Annotated in this window: 11 protein-coding genes and 1 other RNA gene; 6 read left to right on the top strand and 6 right to left on the bottom strand. The window is 64.0% G+C overall.

Annotated features, from left to right (window positions below; genetic code table 11):
* Positions 1-8: 8 nt before the first annotated feature.
* Positions 9-1,529: a bifunctional aminoglycoside phosphotransferase/ATP-binding protein gene (locus tag DMO26_RS13295; protein WP_117192548.1), complete on the bottom strand. Its 1,521-nt coding sequence runs from the start codon at positions 1,527-1,529 to the stop codon at positions 9-11.
* Between the two features lie 93 nt (positions 1,530-1,622).
* The gene (locus DMO26_RS13290; RefSeq protein ID WP_117192547.1) at positions 1,623-3,125 is read right to left on the bottom strand and encodes a pyruvate kinase; all 1,503 of its coding nucleotides are present in this window, start codon (positions 3,123-3,125) and stop codon (positions 1,623-1,625) included.
* A 332-nt stretch (positions 3,126-3,457) separates the two neighbouring features.
* On the opposite strand from DMO26_RS13290, the gene DMO26_RS13285 reads away from it, so the two are divergent.
* Entirely contained in the window at positions 3,458-4,657 is a 1,200-nt protein-coding gene (locus DMO26_RS13285; protein ID WP_117192546.1) for an acetate/propionate family kinase, read from the top strand.
* A 74-nt stretch (positions 4,658-4,731) separates the two neighbouring features.
* Positions 4,732-7,122 carry a phosphoketolase family protein gene (locus DMO26_RS13280; protein ID WP_117192545.1) on the top strand — a complete coding sequence of 797 codons (2,391 nt, stop codon included), beginning with the start codon at positions 4,732-4,734 and terminating at the stop codon, positions 7,120-7,122.
* Positions 7,123-7,282: 160 nt separating this feature from the next.
* Here DMO26_RS13280 and thyA read toward each other — a convergent pair whose 3' ends face one another.
* From thyA to DMO26_RS13265, 3 genes are all read right to left on the bottom strand, one after another.
* Positions 7,283-8,200, bottom strand: a complete 918-nt coding sequence (gene thyA, locus DMO26_RS13275; protein ID WP_404947047.1) for a thymidylate synthase — start codon at positions 8,198-8,200, stop codon at positions 7,283-7,285.
* Positions 8,201-8,365: 165 nt separating this feature from the next.
* Positions 8,366-9,259: an NAD-dependent epimerase/dehydratase family protein gene (locus tag DMO26_RS13270; RefSeq protein ID WP_117192543.1), complete on the bottom strand. Its 894-nt coding sequence runs from the start codon at positions 9,257-9,259 to the stop codon at positions 8,366-8,368.
* A 220-nt stretch (positions 9,260-9,479) separates the two neighbouring features.
* Positions 9,480-9,788 carry a DUF2853 family protein gene (locus DMO26_RS13265; protein ID WP_117192542.1) on the bottom strand — a complete coding sequence of 103 codons (309 nt, stop codon included), beginning with the start codon at positions 9,786-9,788 and terminating at the stop codon, positions 9,480-9,482.
* A gap of 80 nt (positions 9,789-9,868) precedes the next feature.
* Here DMO26_RS13265 and ssrA point away from each other — a divergent pair.
* From ssrA to DMO26_RS13245, 4 genes are all read left to right on the top strand, one after another.
* Positions 9,869-10,251: a transfer-messenger RNA gene (ssrA, locus tag DMO26_RS13260) on the top strand.
* A gap of 121 nt (positions 10,252-10,372) precedes the next feature.
* Positions 10,373-10,879: an SspB family protein gene (locus DMO26_RS13255; RefSeq protein ID WP_117192541.1), complete on the top strand. Its 507-nt coding sequence runs from the start codon at positions 10,373-10,375 to the stop codon at positions 10,877-10,879.
* A gap of 20 nt (positions 10,880-10,899) precedes the next feature.
* The gene (locus DMO26_RS13250; protein ID WP_117192540.1) at positions 10,900-11,094 is read left to right on the top strand and encodes a DUF4169 family protein; all 195 of its coding nucleotides are present in this window, start codon (positions 10,900-10,902) and stop codon (positions 11,092-11,094) included.
* Between the two features lie 113 nt (positions 11,095-11,207).
* The gene (locus DMO26_RS13245) at positions 11,208-11,420 is read left to right on the top strand and encodes a ribbon-helix-helix domain-containing protein (protein ID WP_117192539.1); all 213 of its coding nucleotides are present in this window, start codon (positions 11,208-11,210) and stop codon (positions 11,418-11,420) included.
* A gap of 99 nt (positions 11,421-11,519) precedes the next feature.
* On the opposite strand, the gene DMO26_RS13240 is transcribed toward DMO26_RS13245, so the two are convergent.
* Positions 11,520-15,218, bottom strand: a complete 3,699-nt coding sequence (locus tag DMO26_RS13240; RefSeq protein ID WP_117192538.1) for an AsmA family protein — start codon at positions 15,216-15,218, stop codon at positions 11,520-11,522.
* Positions 15,219-15,241: the final 23 nt, after the last annotated feature.

Here is a 15,241-nt window from a genome sequence, read left to right as displayed (position 1 = left end):
GGCGCCTCTTAACGGCAAAGGATGGCGGCGACGATCGCGTCCGGCGGCTGCGACGCATCGACATGCCGCCATGCGACGTCCGTCGGATTGCGGGCAAGCTGACCGGCCAGCACGTCCGCATTCGCATCCGAAGGGCCGCCGACGCGGCGCCTGACCCGCTGCATCAGCAGCGCCGGGTCGGCATCGAGCCAGATCCCGAGGAACTCCGGCACATTGCCGGCACCCGCGGCCGCATTCTCAATGAGATGGCGCTTGGCCGGATCGTCGAAAACGGCGTCGGCTACCACCGAACCGCCCTGTGCAAGGATGGTTTCGGCGCGCCGGACCATCTCCTGATAGACCTTCGCGGAAACCTCGGGACTATAAGCCGTGACCGGCAGCCTCGTTTCCGCCGGCACGCCGTGCAGCGCCTTTCTTATCCGGTCGCTTTCGACCATCCTTGCGCCGGGCGCGGCGCCGATCCGCGGCGCCAGGCAGTCGGCGACCGTCGACTTGCCCGAACCGCTCAGGCCGCCGATCGCCACGAGAAGCGGTGCACTGTCCCCGAGTAGGGCCTGCGCCAGGTCGAAATAGGATTTCGCCTCCCCCGACAGCCTGTCGAGGTCCTGGCCGGGCTCCTCGGCCTGCGTCGCCGTGACATGGGCGCGAACGGCCGCCCTCACCGCCATGAAGAACGGCAGCAGGCAAAACCCCTCCTCGTCGCCCGTCTCATCGAGATAGCGGTTCATCACAAGATTGGCGAACTCGGGAAAGCCACGATGCCAGAGATCCATGAGCAGGAAGGCGAGGTCGTAGAGAACGTCGATCGTGGCGATCTGCGCGCTGAACTCGATGCAGTCGAAGAGGCAGGGTTTTCCGTTCAGAAGGCAGATATTGCGAAGATGAAGATCCCCGTGGCAACAGCGCACCCTGCCGCCTTCGGCCCGGCGATCGAGCAGCGGCGCATGGCGGCGCAGCACCGAGCGAAATCGCGCGCCGAGCGCGGCGATCGTCTCCGGAGCAAAAACGCTGCTGGTGGCAAAACCCGCGTCATTGATGTCGAGCACGGCGGCGATATTGTCGGCGCCTCCGCCGGCGGCAACGACCGGCGCCTTGCCGTGATATTCGGCGATCATCCGTGCGGCCTCCGTCATCAGAGCGGGCGTCAGCCGGCCGGCGACGGCCATCCTGTCGAAAAGCTGCTCCTGTTCGAACCGCGTCATCTCGACGACCGCATCGACCAGCGGCCCGTCTCCTTCGAATTCCAGAGCGCCGCCGGCCGAGCGGGTGATCCGCCGCACGCCGAGATAAAGGCCGGGGGCGGTTTCCCGGTTGAAGGAGACTTCCTTGCGGCAGGCCTCCTCACGGATCGTCGCGGTGGAAAAGTCCACATAGGGCAGCTTCAGCGCCTTCTTCATCTTGAAAGCACGATCGCCGACGAGAACGATCACAGAAATGTGAGTATGGATTATGTTTATCGGTTCCAACCCGCCGTGGGTGGCCGGATCTGCCAGAAAGGCGATCGTGCCGTCCTGCTCTTCGGTCATCATCCTGTTCGTCCTCGCCAAACCGCCTGTCCGAAGCAAGCCACCCTGCCCGCTTCGCGACCTTGACGTGGGTCAACGGGCACGGCCGTCACCGCGCTACCACGACTTCAGCGCCCGCAGGGTCGGTGTCTTCTTGAAGATATGGCCGTCCATGCGGGCCAGCAGGCTGTCCAGCAGTGTCACGGCCTCGGCCACCGCCGGCCCCTTGTTGAGCATCACGCATTCGGCCCGGGCGGCCATGGCGGCGTCGGTCATCTCGCCCCGTGAGGGCAGGCCGTCCTTCACCAGGTCTTCCAGAACCTGCGTCGCCCATACGGTCGGCACCGCCGCCGCTTCGCAGATCCAGAGGATTTCCTCCTGCATTTCCGCGACGCGCTCGAAGCCGATCTCGGCCGCCAGGTCGCCGCGGGCGATCATCACCCCGAAGGGCCGGTTGCGGCAGCGGGCGCGGGCGATGAGCGCCGGCAGGTTGGTGACCGCCTCAGGCTGTTCGATCTTGGCGATCAGGCCGAGCGCCCGGTCCCGACGGGGAAATTCGGCAAGCGCTTCCTCCAGGAGGTCGATATCCTCGGGCCGGCTGACGAAGGAATAACCGAGCATGTCGGCATGCCCGATGATCGTCGCGAGATCGTTATGGTCCTTGGCGGTCAGCGGCGAGAGCCCGAGCGCCGTGTCGGGCAGGTTGAGCCCCTTTTCCGGCTTCAGCTTGGCGCCGCCCGTCTTCGTATGGCCGATGCGCACCAGCGCCTCGCCGTCCGTGACGCTTTCGACGACCCCCTCCAGCTTGCCGTCGTCATAGCGGAGGCGGTCTCCGACCGACAGCCGGGTGACGATCTCCGGCAGTGAAACGGCGGCGCAGAACGGCGCCTCGGGCGTCGCATATGGCGCGCCGCTCGCGACCAGCCGCAGGAGATCGCCGGTCTGCAGCTTGGCGCCCTTTTCCGCAGCCACCGTTTCCGTGCGGATCTTCGGTCCGGCGATGTCCATGAGGATCGTCAGCGGACGGCCGAGGGTCCCAGCCGCCGCCCTTATGTGCTTTGCCATTTCCGCCCAGGCCTTTTCGTCGTCATGGGCGCAGTTGATCCGCGCCACGTCCATGCCGCGCCGGGCGAGATCGAGAATGAAGTCCGGCTGGCCGGCGGCCTCGCTCGGAAGCGTCACCATGATGCGGCCGCGCCGCCCGGCGCGAGGCGGTCCGAAAAGCTCGTCCGTCGCCTGCCTAAGCAGGAGCTCGCCCCGGAAGAACTGCTCTTCCGAAGGCGGCGGAAATGGCGGATCGACGCCGCGCATGGCCGCAATTGCCGCAAGAACGGCATCCATCGTCGGAAGGACGCGGCTCTCCAGCCGGCCGAGGGACGAAAATCCCCGCCACATCAGCTTTCTCTGCAGATCCCTGAGATCGTGCTGCCGCAGCGACAGGTAATGGCACAGATTGTCCAGGCTGGCCCGCTTGTCTTCCGCCGGGCTGCCGGTCCCGACGAACGCCTCGAACCGGGAAGCACCCTGGATGGATATATCGTTGCGGAGCGCTGCAATTTCCTCGCCGAGACCGGCAAGACCGCCCGCAACACCGGAAGTATCTTCGACTGGTTCCAACATCGTCTCTTTCCCGTATTGAGGTCTTGTCGAGCCTGCACCGGCAAGATCAATTCTTCATGACGCCGGAGCCCGCCTTGCGTTACGTCAAGGAAAGGCGCCGCCGCCGAGGGCAACAAGGCACGGCCAGCCGGCCTGCCCGGCAAAAAATCGTCTTCACGCGAGGCCCGTTTTATGCTCGCCCAACATTTGGTCAATTTTGCCGGCGCGAATGCACTGGTTCTTGCGGCCCGCGCCCCTATCCTTCCGTCGATCCCCGGCCGCCTTGCAGCGGCGCCGGCCTCGGCCGAGGCTGCAACGCGGATCGGCCCGGGCCACGAGACAAGGGGCGTCGCATGACGGACAAGCTTCTCCTGACGTTCAACGCCGGCTCCTCCAGCGTGAAGATCGGCATTTTCAGGCTGGCCGAGGGAAAGCCGGAGCGTATCGGAAAGGCGGTCGTCGATCTCGCCGCAAGGCCCCTGACCCTGCATCTCAAGGAAGGCCCGGCGCAGTTCGACCTGCCCTTGAAGAAGGAGGCCGGCGAGGATCTCGCCGAACTCATCGACGAGGTCTTCCGCGAGCTCGGCGCCCATTTCGACCTCGATGCGGTCGCCGCGGCAGGCCATCGCATCGTCCATGGCGGCGACATCTTCGACGGACCGGCCGCGCTCGACACGGCGACGATCGAAAAGGTGAGGTCGCTCACGGAACTCGCGCCGCTGCACCAGCCGCAGGCATTGCGGCTGGTAAAGGCGCTCAGGCATCTCCGCCCGGCCCTCTTCCAGACCGGGTCGTTCGACACCGATTTCCACGCCACCCAGGCGGACCTCGTGCGGCGGCTCGCGATACCGCGCGCCTATCACGACAGAGGCATCAAGCGTTACGGCTTCCATGGGCTTTCCTACCGCCATGTGGCGGGAGCACTGACACGGAAGGCGCCGGACATCGCTCTCGGCAAGGTGGTGATCGCCCATCTCGGCAGCGGCGCCAGCCTCTGCGCCGTCAAAGACGGCCAAAGCCGCGATACCAGCATGGGCTTCTCGACGCTGGACGGCATTCCGATGGCGACCCGCCCCGGCTGGCTCGATCCGGGCGCCCTGCTGCATTTCCTGGGACCTCTCGGCAGATCGTTCGAAGAGGTCGAGGACATGCTCTACCATCGCTCCGGCCTGCTCGGCGTCTCGGGATCGAGCGGCGACATCCGCGAACTTCTCGACGACGGCAGCGAGGAGGCGCGGCAGGCGATCGATCTCTTCGTGCTGCGGATCGCGGGAGAAATATGCCGGCTGGCATCCACGCTCGGCGGGCTCGACGCCCTCGTCTTCACTGCCGGCATCGGGGAAAATCAGCCGAAGATCCGCCGGCAGATCGCAGACCGCCTGCTTTGGCTCGGCGTCGAACTGGACGACGCGGAGAACGACAGGAACGCCTCGAAGATCAGCACGCCCGCCAGCCGCATCGCCGTCCACGTCATTCCGACGGACGAGGAGCAGGTGATCGCCGAGGAATGCCTCTCCGTGATCGAGAAGAAAGACCGGCCCTTCCTGACCTAGATCATCACCATGCCTTTCACCCCGGGGTAGAACCGCAACAGATTTTTCGACGGATCATTCGAAGGAGCTTTAACATGCAGCCGAACACCCCCTCGCCCGCGACGCCGGAGATCGGCAACGAAGAGCTGGCGCTCATGGACCGCTACTGGCGGGCCGCCAATTACCTCTCGGTCGGACAGATCTATTTGCTCGACAATCCCCTCCTTCGCGAGCCGCTGAAGGCCGAACACATCAAGCCGCGCCTGCTTGGCCACTGGGGTACCACGCCCGGCCTGAATTTCATCTACACCCACCTGAACCGTGTCATCCGCAAACGCGATCTCGACATGATCTATGTCTGCGGCCCCGGCCATGGCGGCCCCGGCATGGTGGCCAGCACCTATCTCGAAGGCACCTACAGCGAAATCTATCCGGAGATTTCCGAGGACGCCGCGGGCATGAAAAAGCTCTTCAAGCAGTTCTCCTTTCCGGGCGGCATACCGAGCCATGCGGCGCCGGAAACGCCCGGCTCCATCCACGAGGGCGGCGAACTGGGTTATGCGCTGGTGCACGCCTATGGCGCCGCCTTCGACAACCCGAACCTGATTGTCGCCTGCGTCGTCGGCGACGGCGAGGCCGAAACCGGTCCGCTCGCCGCAAGCTGGCAGTCGAACAAGTTCATCAATCCGGTCCGCGACGGGGCGGTCCTGCCGATCCTGCATCTGAACGGCTACAAGATCGCCAACCCCACCCTGCTTGCCCGGACGAGCGATGAAGACCTCGACCATCTCTTCCGCGGTTACGGCTACGAGCCTTTCTTCGTGGAAGGCCACGAGCCGGAGCAGATGCACCGCCAGATGGCGGCGATGTTCGACCAGGTCTTCGATCGCATCCATGCCATCCAGTCGCAGGCTCGTGACGGAAAGGCGCCGGACGCCTGCCCGCGCTGGCCGATGATCGTGCTGAGAAGCCCGAAGGGCTGGACCGGCCCCAGGGAGGTGGACGGCAAGAAGGTCGAGGATTTCTGGCGTGCCCATCAGGTGCCGGTCGCCGGTTGCCGGGAGAACGAAGGCCACCGGAAAATCCTCGAAGACTGGATGAGAAGCTACGACCCGGAGGACCTGTTCGATGCCAATGGCCGCCTGAAGGAGGAGCTGCGCGCCTTGTCGCCGGGCGGCGAACGGCGCATGGGAGCCAATCCGCATGCCAATGGCGGCCTCCTGCGCAAGGAGCTGGTCGTGCCGGATATCCGCAATTATGCGGTACCGGTCGCGAAACGCGGCGCCGCCATGGTGCAGACCACCGAAATCCTCGGGCAATACCTGCGCGACATCCTGAAGCTCAACGATGCGAATGCGAATTTCCGCATCTTCGGGCCGGACGAAACGGAATCCAACCGGCTCGGGGCCGTCTTCGAAGTCACCGACCGTGTCTGGATGCAGGCGATCGAGCCCTACGACGTGCACCTGTCGCGTGACGGCCGCGTCATGGAAGTCCTGAGCGAACACCTTTGCCAGGGATGGCTCGAAGGTTATCTCCTGACCGGCCGGCACGGCTTCTTCTCCTGCTACGAAGCCTTCATCCATATCATCGATTCGATGTTCAACCAGCATGCCAAATGGCTGAAGGTCTCCCGCGAGCTGGCCTGGCGCAAACCCGTCTCCTCGCTCAACTATCTGCTGACGTCGCATGTCTGGCGGCAGGATCATAACGGCTTTTCCCACCAGGATCCGGGCTTCGTCGATCTCGTCGCCAACAAGAAGGCCGATACCGTGCGGATCTACCTGCCGCCGGATGCCAATACGCTGCTCTGGGTCGGCGATCATTGCCTGAAGACCTGGGATCGCATCAACGTCATCGTCGCCGGCAAGCAGCCGGAACCGCAATGGCTGACGATGGACGAGGCGGTGAAGCATTGCGAGGCCGGCATCGGCGCCTGGGACTGGGCGGGCAACGAGGACGGCGCGGTGGCGCCCGACGTGGTCATGGCCTGCGCCGGCGACGTGCCGACCATGGAGACGCTGGCGGCGGTGACACTGCTGCGCGCGGCAATTCCGGAGCTGAAAATCCGTGTCGTCAACGTGGTCGATCTGATGGCACTGCAGTCGCCGGACCAGCATCCGCACGGATTGAGCGACGACGCCTTCGACCGGCTGTTCACCACCGACCGTCCGGTGATCTTCGCCTATCACGGCTATCCTTACCTCATCCACCGGCTGACCTACAAGCGCACCAACCACCGCAACATCCATGTGCGCGGCTTCGTCGAGGAAGGCACGACCACGACGCCTTTCGACATGACGGTGCTGAACCAGCTCGACCGGTTCCATCTCGCCATCGAGGCGATCGAACGCGTGCCGGGCCTGAAGGAAAAGGCCGCCGCCGTGATCGGCATGCTGAATGGCAGGCTTGAAGAGCACACCCGCTATGTCCGCGAACACGGCGAGGACATGCCCGAAATCCGGAACTGGAAATGGCCGGGCTGATCGGCCTTCCCCTTTTATCCAACGTTGTCCTCGGCCTCGTGCCGAGGATCTGCCCATGTATCAAAAAAGCGCGACGTTCGCAGATGCCCGGGCATCCTCGGGTTAAACCCGCGGGCGGGCACGATGAAAAAGTCGTGGCCGATCACGCCGTCTTTCTTCCTCAGACGGCAACCGGCGCCTCGATGGCCGGATAGGGATCGTAGCCCGTCACCTCGAAATCGTCGATCGTATACCCGTCGATGCTGTCCGGGCGGCGAAGCAGCTTCAGGTTCGGAAACGGCCGCGGTTCCCTTTCCAGCACGGTCCTCGCAAGATCCTGATGGTCGAGATAGAGGTGCACGTCGCCGCCGACCCAGACGAGTTCGCCGGGCTGCATGTCCACCTGCTGCGCCACCATGGCAAGCAGCGCCGCCTGCTGGCAGATATTGAAGGGATTGCCGAGCCCCATGTCGCAGGAGCGCTGGCTGACCATCATGGAAACCTTGGGCAGGCCGTCGCCACCGAGATTGGAGACGTGGAACTGGTAGGTCATATGGCAGGGATGCAGTGCCATCTGCGAGAGTTCCGGCACGTTCCAGGCATGGAACAGCATGCGGCGGCTCGACGGGTTCTTGCGCAGAAGTTCGATGACTTCCGCCACCTGATCGTATTCCTTGCCGTCGGCGCCCTTCCAGCGGCGCCACTGCTTGCCGTAGACCGGGCCGAGATCACCCCATTCCTCGGCGAAACCGTCGTCCGCCAAAATCCTGTCTTCGAAATCCTGCTGCGAGATTTCGGTGCCGGTCGCCTTGCGGTAGGCGGCGAGCGGCCAGTCGGTCCAGATGCGGACGTTTTCGCGCAGCAGCGACTGGATGTTCGTCTGGCCGGTCAGGAACCAGAGCATCTCCTTGACGGCGGTCTTCCAGTAGACCCGCTTGGTCGAATAGACCGGGAACGAGCCGTCCGAAAGATCGAAGCGCATCATCGCTCCGAACATCGAAAGCGTGCCGACGCCGGTGCGGTCGATCCGCTTGTCACCGTTCTCCAGGAGATGCGCCATGAGGTCGAGATATTGATATTCCGGATGTCTCAGGGTCAAGGCTATGTCCTTCCGCGATGTCCGTTCTCGGGCATGTTCGCGCCCGGCGAGGACAGTGCGCCGATTCCATGGTCGTCGGCTACATAATAGCATGCCGCCGCCCGACCAATCTCGCCGCGTTGGCTTTCCCCGGTATTTTCAGCCCGTGATTTTGGAAACCTCGACCTATCGGGTCACATATTTCCGCCAGTTGTGGTTCTCCGCGAAGTTCAGCACTTCGCGGATCTTGCGGTTGCTGATCGGCGCTTCGAACTCGCCGAGCTCGCCCGTGATCGGCGTGTTGGGAGCCCACTTTCGGAGAAAAGCTCCGGTCGGCTCGTCGGCCGTGATCGTGTCGTTGACGGCGTTGAAGACCTGATAGCCAAGCCCGTCCTTTTCGACGCAGAGATGGACGATCTGGCCGAGATCGCGGGCGTCGATATAGCTCCATGCATTGCGCTTGCGCGACGGTGGATCGGCGAGGAAAGCCGGGAAGCGGGCATAGTCCTCGGGCGAGATCACGTTGCCGATCCGCAGCGCGTAGATGTCCGCACCGAAGCGCATGGAGAAGGCGCGCGCCGTCTTCTCGTTGACGACCTTCGACAGCCCGTAGCTGTCCATCGGATCGACGTCGTAGTCCTCGGTGAGCGGGAAGGAGTGATAATCCTTGTCCCCTTCTGCGAAGCAGACGCCGTAGGTGGTCTCGCTGGACGCAATGATCACCTTGCGGATGCCGAGCTTCATCGCCGCTTCGATGACGTTGTAGGTCGATACCGTATTGGCGGCGAATGTTGCATTGTCCGGTCGCATCAGGATGCGCGGCACGGCGGCGAAATGCACCACCGCATCGACCGGCGCCGGCCCCTTGCCGCTTTCCAGTCCCTTGAAGCCGAAATGCATGGACAGCGCGTTGAACGTTTCGCCGCTGTCGGTCAGGTCGGTGATGAGAGTGTTGACGCCGGGATGGTCGAACGGCTTCAGGTCGAGATTGAAGACCTCGTGTCCCTGGTCGAGAAGATAGGGCACCACATGCCGCCCCGCTTTGCCGCTGCCTCCGGTAAATACGATCCGTTTGCCCATTGTGTCGCCTCCTCGGTCCCGGATGCGCCGGACGGACTGGCCTGCGCATTGCGCGTCCCCGGCATGCCTTGCTCAACTGTTGACCGACCGGACGGGTGGCCAGTCGGAAAAACCATCCCGACGCATCTGCCGAAAATGACCGGAACTCCGGGTTCGTGAAATTCCGGTCACTGCTTGGTTGGAGAGGGCCGGGCGAGATCGCTCACCCGACCCCTTGACGTCAAAGCGTCTCGAGCTTGCCCAGTTCCTTGGCGACCAGGTAATAGAAGGTCACGCGGGACTTCGAGCGGTCTGCGGCCATGGTCTTGGCCGCGGCGGCAACCGCGCTTTCCGCAGCCTCGCCCGTCACGCCGAGCTTCTTGCCGCACCAGTTGGCGACGACGCGGTCGAGTTCGGTCTTGTCGCTTGCGGCGACATTGGCGGAATCCCGGTTGCGAAGCGCGATCCCCAGGTGCTTGACGATCCTGTCCACCACCGCCTCGTCGGCGCCGCCGTCATATTTCTTCACGTCGTCGAAATATTCACTCATCTCCCACTCCTCTTTTGAGCGCCCGTGACGGGAACACTTAACGAGACGATGTTGTAGAAGCGATTTCGAATGTTGCGCAACCCCTTTTCATAAGCACGGGAAGCGCCTATATGAGGGATGCCGGACACCCGTCCGGCTATGGCAATAAACGGTCGGTGTAATAAACCTATTGGACCCGGGGGCGGTACCCGGCGCCTCCACCAAAAACCGGTCGGTCGTCTTGGAAAACCTTGCGGACCGGCTTTTGATGGGGGCGAAATAGGATCGACAAGGGCGTAAAGATCGAACTTTTGCTCGGCATGATACCACCGTTATCGGGTCAAAAAGTGTAGTTGCAAACGACAACAACGCTAAGGAATACGCTCTCGCTGCCTAATGGCGGTGCGGGAATTCCGCTCTGAAGTCCTTACGGTTAGCCCCGTAAGGCGGGGTCCGAAGGCACCTGGCAACAGAAGCCTTCACCTTCCCGCCTCAGTCGAATACTATGGTGCTGACTCGGAACAGCTCGCGGGGCTTCCCCGCGCCGGGCCGGCATGGCATAACGCGTCTGACTAAAAGACGAGAGAATGGAAAGACAGGACCGTATGGGGCAGGATCACATCCGTTACGACATTTTGGCGCAGGACGCATTGCGCGGCGTCATCCGTAAGGTTTTGTCCGAGGTTGCGGCCACCGGCCGCCTGCCGGGCGATCATCATTTCTTCATCACCTTCCTGACCGGTGCCCCGGGCGTGCGCATCTCGCAGCACCTGAAGGCGAAATATACCGAGCAGATGACCATCGTCATCCAGCACCAGTTCTGGGACCTCAAGGTTTCCGACACCCAGTTCGAAGTGGGTCTCTCCTTCTCCGATACCCCGGAACGCCTCGTCGTCCCCTTCAATGCGATCCGCGGCTTCTACGATCCGTCGGTCAATTTCGAACTCGAATTCGAAGTGCCGCTCGCCGACGAGGACGAGAACGCCTCGGCGGAGATCACCGCCATTCCGGTCGAAGCCGTCGCGAAACCCGCCGAGACCGAGGGCAAGCCCGGTGAAGAGAAGAAGCCCGGCTCCGTCATCTCGCTCGATTCCTTCCGCAAGAAACAATAGCGCCGGGAGGCGCGTCAGCCATGAGCGCCGAGATCGTCAACCTGCGCCAGTTCCGCAAGGACAAGGCGAGGCTTGAGAAGGAAAAGCAAGCGGAGCAGAACCGCCTTTCGTTCGGCCGCAGCAAGGCCGAAAAATCCCTCACCCGCACGCTGAACGAAAAAGCCGAAAAGACGCTCGATCAGGGCCGGCTGGAAAAATCGACCGAAGACGATTGAAACACCCGCCTGTGGATGTAAACCATTCGTTAGGCATTGAAGGATGGCCGGCTTGACGCGAAAGACCCGCCGGTTTGAATAGGCCCAACCTGTTCCGCAGTCCGGAGAGCTTCGTGATCCGTAAACATTCCGCGACGCTTCACGGTCATCGCACCAGTTTTTCGCTTGAAGACGAGTTCTGGATCGAGTTGAAGGCGATCGCTGCGGCGCGTGGCGTCAGCCTCGCCAACCTGATCGCCGAGATCGACGACCGGCGGCAGCCCGGCAGCAATCTCTCCTCGGCATTGCGGGTGCATGTGCTGAATTCGTTCAGGTCCTCCAGATAGCTATGCCCATCGGCCGAACCGCAGCGACCGGCTGACTTCGTACGTCGGATTTCCGTATTCGCGAAGGCTCCGGTCCAAGGATCACCGCGCGGACCACACCTACCGCTGGACGCCCGGCAGGTTCGATCCGTCCGCAGGCGGAATGCCGGGCAGGTTCGGGCGCAGCGCGCCGTCCGTCGGCGGCAGGATGAGCGGCGGCGGGCCGATCTGCCGTTGCCGTTCCTCTTCCGCCGCGCGCGCGGCGGCTTCTGCCGCCTGCTGCTTCTGGCGTTCCGCTTCCGCCGCCTGCTGGCGGGCCCGCTCCTCGGCTTCGGCTTTCGCCCGCGCCGCCTGGCGTTCGACGACCTGGAAATTGTAGAGAACGACTTCGCGGCGCAGGCGCTGCTTTTCGAGCACGCTTGCCTGCAGCGTCTCGACCCGCCGGCGCTCCTGCTCGAAGGCGCGCTGCGACAGGAAGTTGGTCATCGCCCCGATGTCGAGCCGCTCCATCGGCCCGCCGAGGTCGCCGGAATAATTGAGCCGGATCGTCGGATCGCCGCCGGCAAGCGCTTCCTCGCCGGCATCATAGGTGATGGCGAGATCGGCAGTCATGCTGTCTTCGAGAAGATCGAAACGGCCCTCGCCGGCAAATCTGGTCGTGCCGACCGCCGCGGCGATATTCTGCGCCCGCGCCTCGCCGGCCGTGATGGTCACGGGAATGGTGACATCACCGAACGCAACGGTGCCGCGATGTATGAGACCGGCCACCAGCGGCCTCACCCGGTTTTCCGTCACCTCGCCCTTCAGCTTGTCCACCTCGGCCATGAGGGGCTTCAGCGCGTCCGGATTGAGACCCGCGACACTCAACCCCTTCGTCCGCAGTTCGGCCGAGCCGCTTGCCGCGCCCAGCAGTTCGGCAACGCTCTTGCCCGTCGATTCGACCGAGAGGTCGAAGCCCAGCCTTCCGCTGACAACCGGTTGTCCCGCGGCGGTCCACAACAGAGGCGCCGGATCGGCATTCTCCCCGGAAAGCCGCACCTGCAGAAGTCCGATCCCATTGCCGTTCGACATCATCAGCCGGCCCGTCAGCCTGCCGCCCCGCCAGGTGCCCGCGCCGTTCTCAAGGGTGATGCCACCGCTGCGATGGGTCATTCTGGCGGAAAAATCCTGGATAGTGCCGAAAGCGCCGGTGCGGAACGCCCGGGCATGCAAGTCGAGCGCGACATCGGTGCTCCCGAAGATCGGCTGCTGCAAGGGTTTCGCCGAAAACGAACCGCTTTTCGGATCGCTGACGGAACCGAAGATCGCTTCGCCAAGCCAGGCAAGATCGAGCGTATCGACATTCATCGAACCGGTTGCCGGCAGGCCGGGCGCCTTGCGGTCGACGCTTATGCCGCCGCTGAAATTGTTGCCCGCCGCCGTGCCCTTCAGGTTCGAAATCCTGACCGCATCCGGCAGCACGCCGATATCGGCGTCCAGGGCCACCGGCAGGCCGATGCCGAATTCCGGCAGGCTGACTCCGTTGATGAACAGATAAGGTTCGAGATCCGCACTCTTCAGCGTGAGGTGTCCGCTGCCCTCGCCGAAACCCTGGTCCTGGATGTTCACGTCGCCCTTGAATTCGAGCGAGGTTTTTTCGGTCCTGAAGGTGAGATCCGCCCTCGCCGCACCGCCTGAGCCCTGCTGCAGGCTCAAGGCGAGCCGGCCGGCGCCGTCGCCGCCGGGCAGGAGCGGATCGAGGCCCGCCTGCCCGAGAAGGATCGACGGATCGGGATTTTCGAGGGACGTCGTAAACGTCATGTTGTCGCTGCCCGTCAGGTCGAACAGGCCGGGCAGCTTCAGGTCGGCTTTCACCGCGCTGCCGTTCGACTTGCCGTTAACGGCCACTTCCACCCCGCCGGCATTTCCACCGACGGTCAGGTTGGCGCCGACATCCGTATTGGCGAACCAGCCGGCATTGGCGGCGAGCCGCTGCAGGACCGGATGGGGCGGCAGCCGGTCGCGCAGCATGGCCAGGAATGCGGTGGGATCGGCGGAGCGGAAATTCAGGCTGCCGCTGCCGACATAGGCGAGCAGCGAGCCTTCGATCCGCCCCCTTGCGGAAACCGTCGCCCCCTCGACATTGCCGACGGTCAGGCGTTCAAGCGACAGCACGCCGCCGGCCATGGTGAAGGCCGTGTCGACATTGTTGGCCGCCACGCCGAAGGCCGTGAAACGATCCGCCTTGAGGCTCGCCGCGATGCGATGATCGAGCACGTCCTGACCCGCGTCGTCACCGGTCAGCAGCGAGGCGAGCGCCCGCATGGCGTCGATATCGATCTCGTTGCCCGCAAGCGCCATCGAGAGATTGGGCGTCTGGTTCTGCGGCGACTGGCGCTCCAGCCTGCCCTTCAGCGTCGCCGGCCCGATCGCCAGTTCGAGATTGTCGAAGCGCTGCAGGTCCGGCGTCAGGTTGACGCGCGCCGAAAAACCGGCGGACCGGAGCTGCCGGATCGCCGGATCGACGCGGCCGGAAAGCCAGTCGGAAAGCCCGGACGGCTGGCTGGACGCCAGCAGCATGTCGCCGACGAAGGCGACCCGGTCTCGCAGGGCGAGGCTGCCCTTCGCTTCGAGCTGGGTGCGACCCGGCAGGGTGGCCACGACGTTATCGACCGCCCAGCCGCGTCCGGCAGGCCGGATGTCCAGCCGGATGTCGCGAATCGTCGTATCGTTGACGATGATCGCCGGCAGCTTGAGGCTGGCGCGGCCCGGCACCTGCGGGATCGGGATGGAAGCCGCCATGCGGATGAAATTGTTGATGCGCCTGTGGGCGGACGCGGCGGCATCGCGGCCCGTCTTGGCCTGCGTGCCTTCGCCGAGCCGGTTGACGTCGATCTGCTGCCCATCGGCCGTCAGCAGGAATTCCGGCTTGTCGCCAGTATCGAGCGTCGCCTCGCCGGTCACCACGTATGGATTGTCGGTCGCCCCCACTTCCAGCCGGTATTGCGGGATGCGGATGCGCTCGTTGGTGAGTTCGAAGCCGCCCTTGGCGCGCGGGCCGGGCGGCGGCGGTTTCACCGGCTCCGTCTCGTCCTCTTCCTGCAGGAAGCCTAAGGTGAAAGTGCCGTTATAGGTCGGCCTGTTGTCGGCGATCGCCAGTTCTCCGTCGAGATTGACCTCGACGGGCTGCGCATCCGGCCAGAGCCTCAAACGCAGCGGCACGCGTTTTCCCTCGGCATCGGCGGTACCGCTGGCCAGGCTGAACTTTGCTTCATACCCTTCGAGGGTCGCATTGCCCTCCCCCCGCCAGGGCCCGCGCAGCGATGCGGCGGAAAGATCGGCCGAGACGGCGGTCAGTTTTCGCGACCGGCCGGACTGTTCGTCGATCACATCGATCTCGCCGCCGCTGACATGCACGTCCTCGATGACGACGGTGCGGGCGGGGATGGAAGCGCGGCCGCCCCTCATCCAGTCGAGCGTGCCGTCCTTGAGGATGCGGATGCGCGCCTTCGGTTGCTCGATGCGCATGTCGAAGATCCGCGCCTCGCCGGAAAGGAAGGGCGCAAGCTCCATATCCATGGAAAACTGTGCCACCTGTACCAGCGGCTGGCCATCCGTATCGGCCCCCACCCGCACGTCGTGGAGCGTGACGGACGGAAACGGCAGGATGCGCGCATCGACGCTGCCGTGGACGGAAACCTTCTTGCCGAGGATCCGGCTTGCCTGATCCTCGAAACCGACGCGGAAGCTCGACCAGTCGACGAAGAACGGCGCCAGCAGCGCCGAAAACAGCGCCACCACCACCAGACCACCGATCGCCACAAGGATGCGTCCGAGCACCGTCTTCGTTTCCTTTATCCGCC

The sequence above is a fragment of the Rhizobium terrae genome (genome assembly GCF_003425685.1).
Taxonomy (GTDB): Bacteria; Pseudomonadota; Alphaproteobacteria; order Rhizobiales; family Rhizobiaceae; genus Neorhizobium; species Neorhizobium terrae.
The sequence above is the reverse complement of the archived record's forward strand: the minus strand, read 5'-3'. Positions and strand labels throughout refer to the sequence as shown.

Coding starts and splice junctions, on each gene's coding strand:
- DMO26_RS13280 (WP_117192545.1), top strand. CDS start 4,732: ATGCAGCCGAACACCCCCTCGCCCGCGACGCCGGAGATCGGCAACGAA.
- DMO26_RS13265 (WP_117192542.1), bottom strand. CDS start 9,788: ATGAGTGAATATTTCGACGACGTGAAGAAATATGACGGCGGCGCCGAC.
- DMO26_RS13250 (WP_117192540.1), top strand. CDS start 10,900: ATGAGCGCCGAGATCGTCAACCTGCGCCAGTTCCGCAAGGACAAGGCG.
- DMO26_RS13290 (WP_117192547.1), bottom strand. CDS start 3,125: ATGTTGGAACCAGTCGAAGATACTTCCGGTGTTGCGGGCGGTCTTGCC.
- DMO26_RS13255 (WP_117192541.1), top strand. CDS start 10,373: ATGGGGCAGGATCACATCCGTTACGACATTTTGGCGCAGGACGCATTG.
- DMO26_RS13270 (WP_117192543.1), bottom strand. CDS start 9,259: ATGGGCAAACGGATCGTATTTACCGGAGGCAGCGGCAAAGCGGGGCGG.
- DMO26_RS13285 (WP_117192546.1), top strand. CDS start 3,458: ATGACGGACAAGCTTCTCCTGACGTTCAACGCCGGCTCCTCCAGCGTG.
- DMO26_RS13295 (WP_117192548.1), bottom strand. CDS start 1,529: ATGATGACCGAAGAGCAGGACGGCACGATCGCCTTTCTGGCAGATCCG.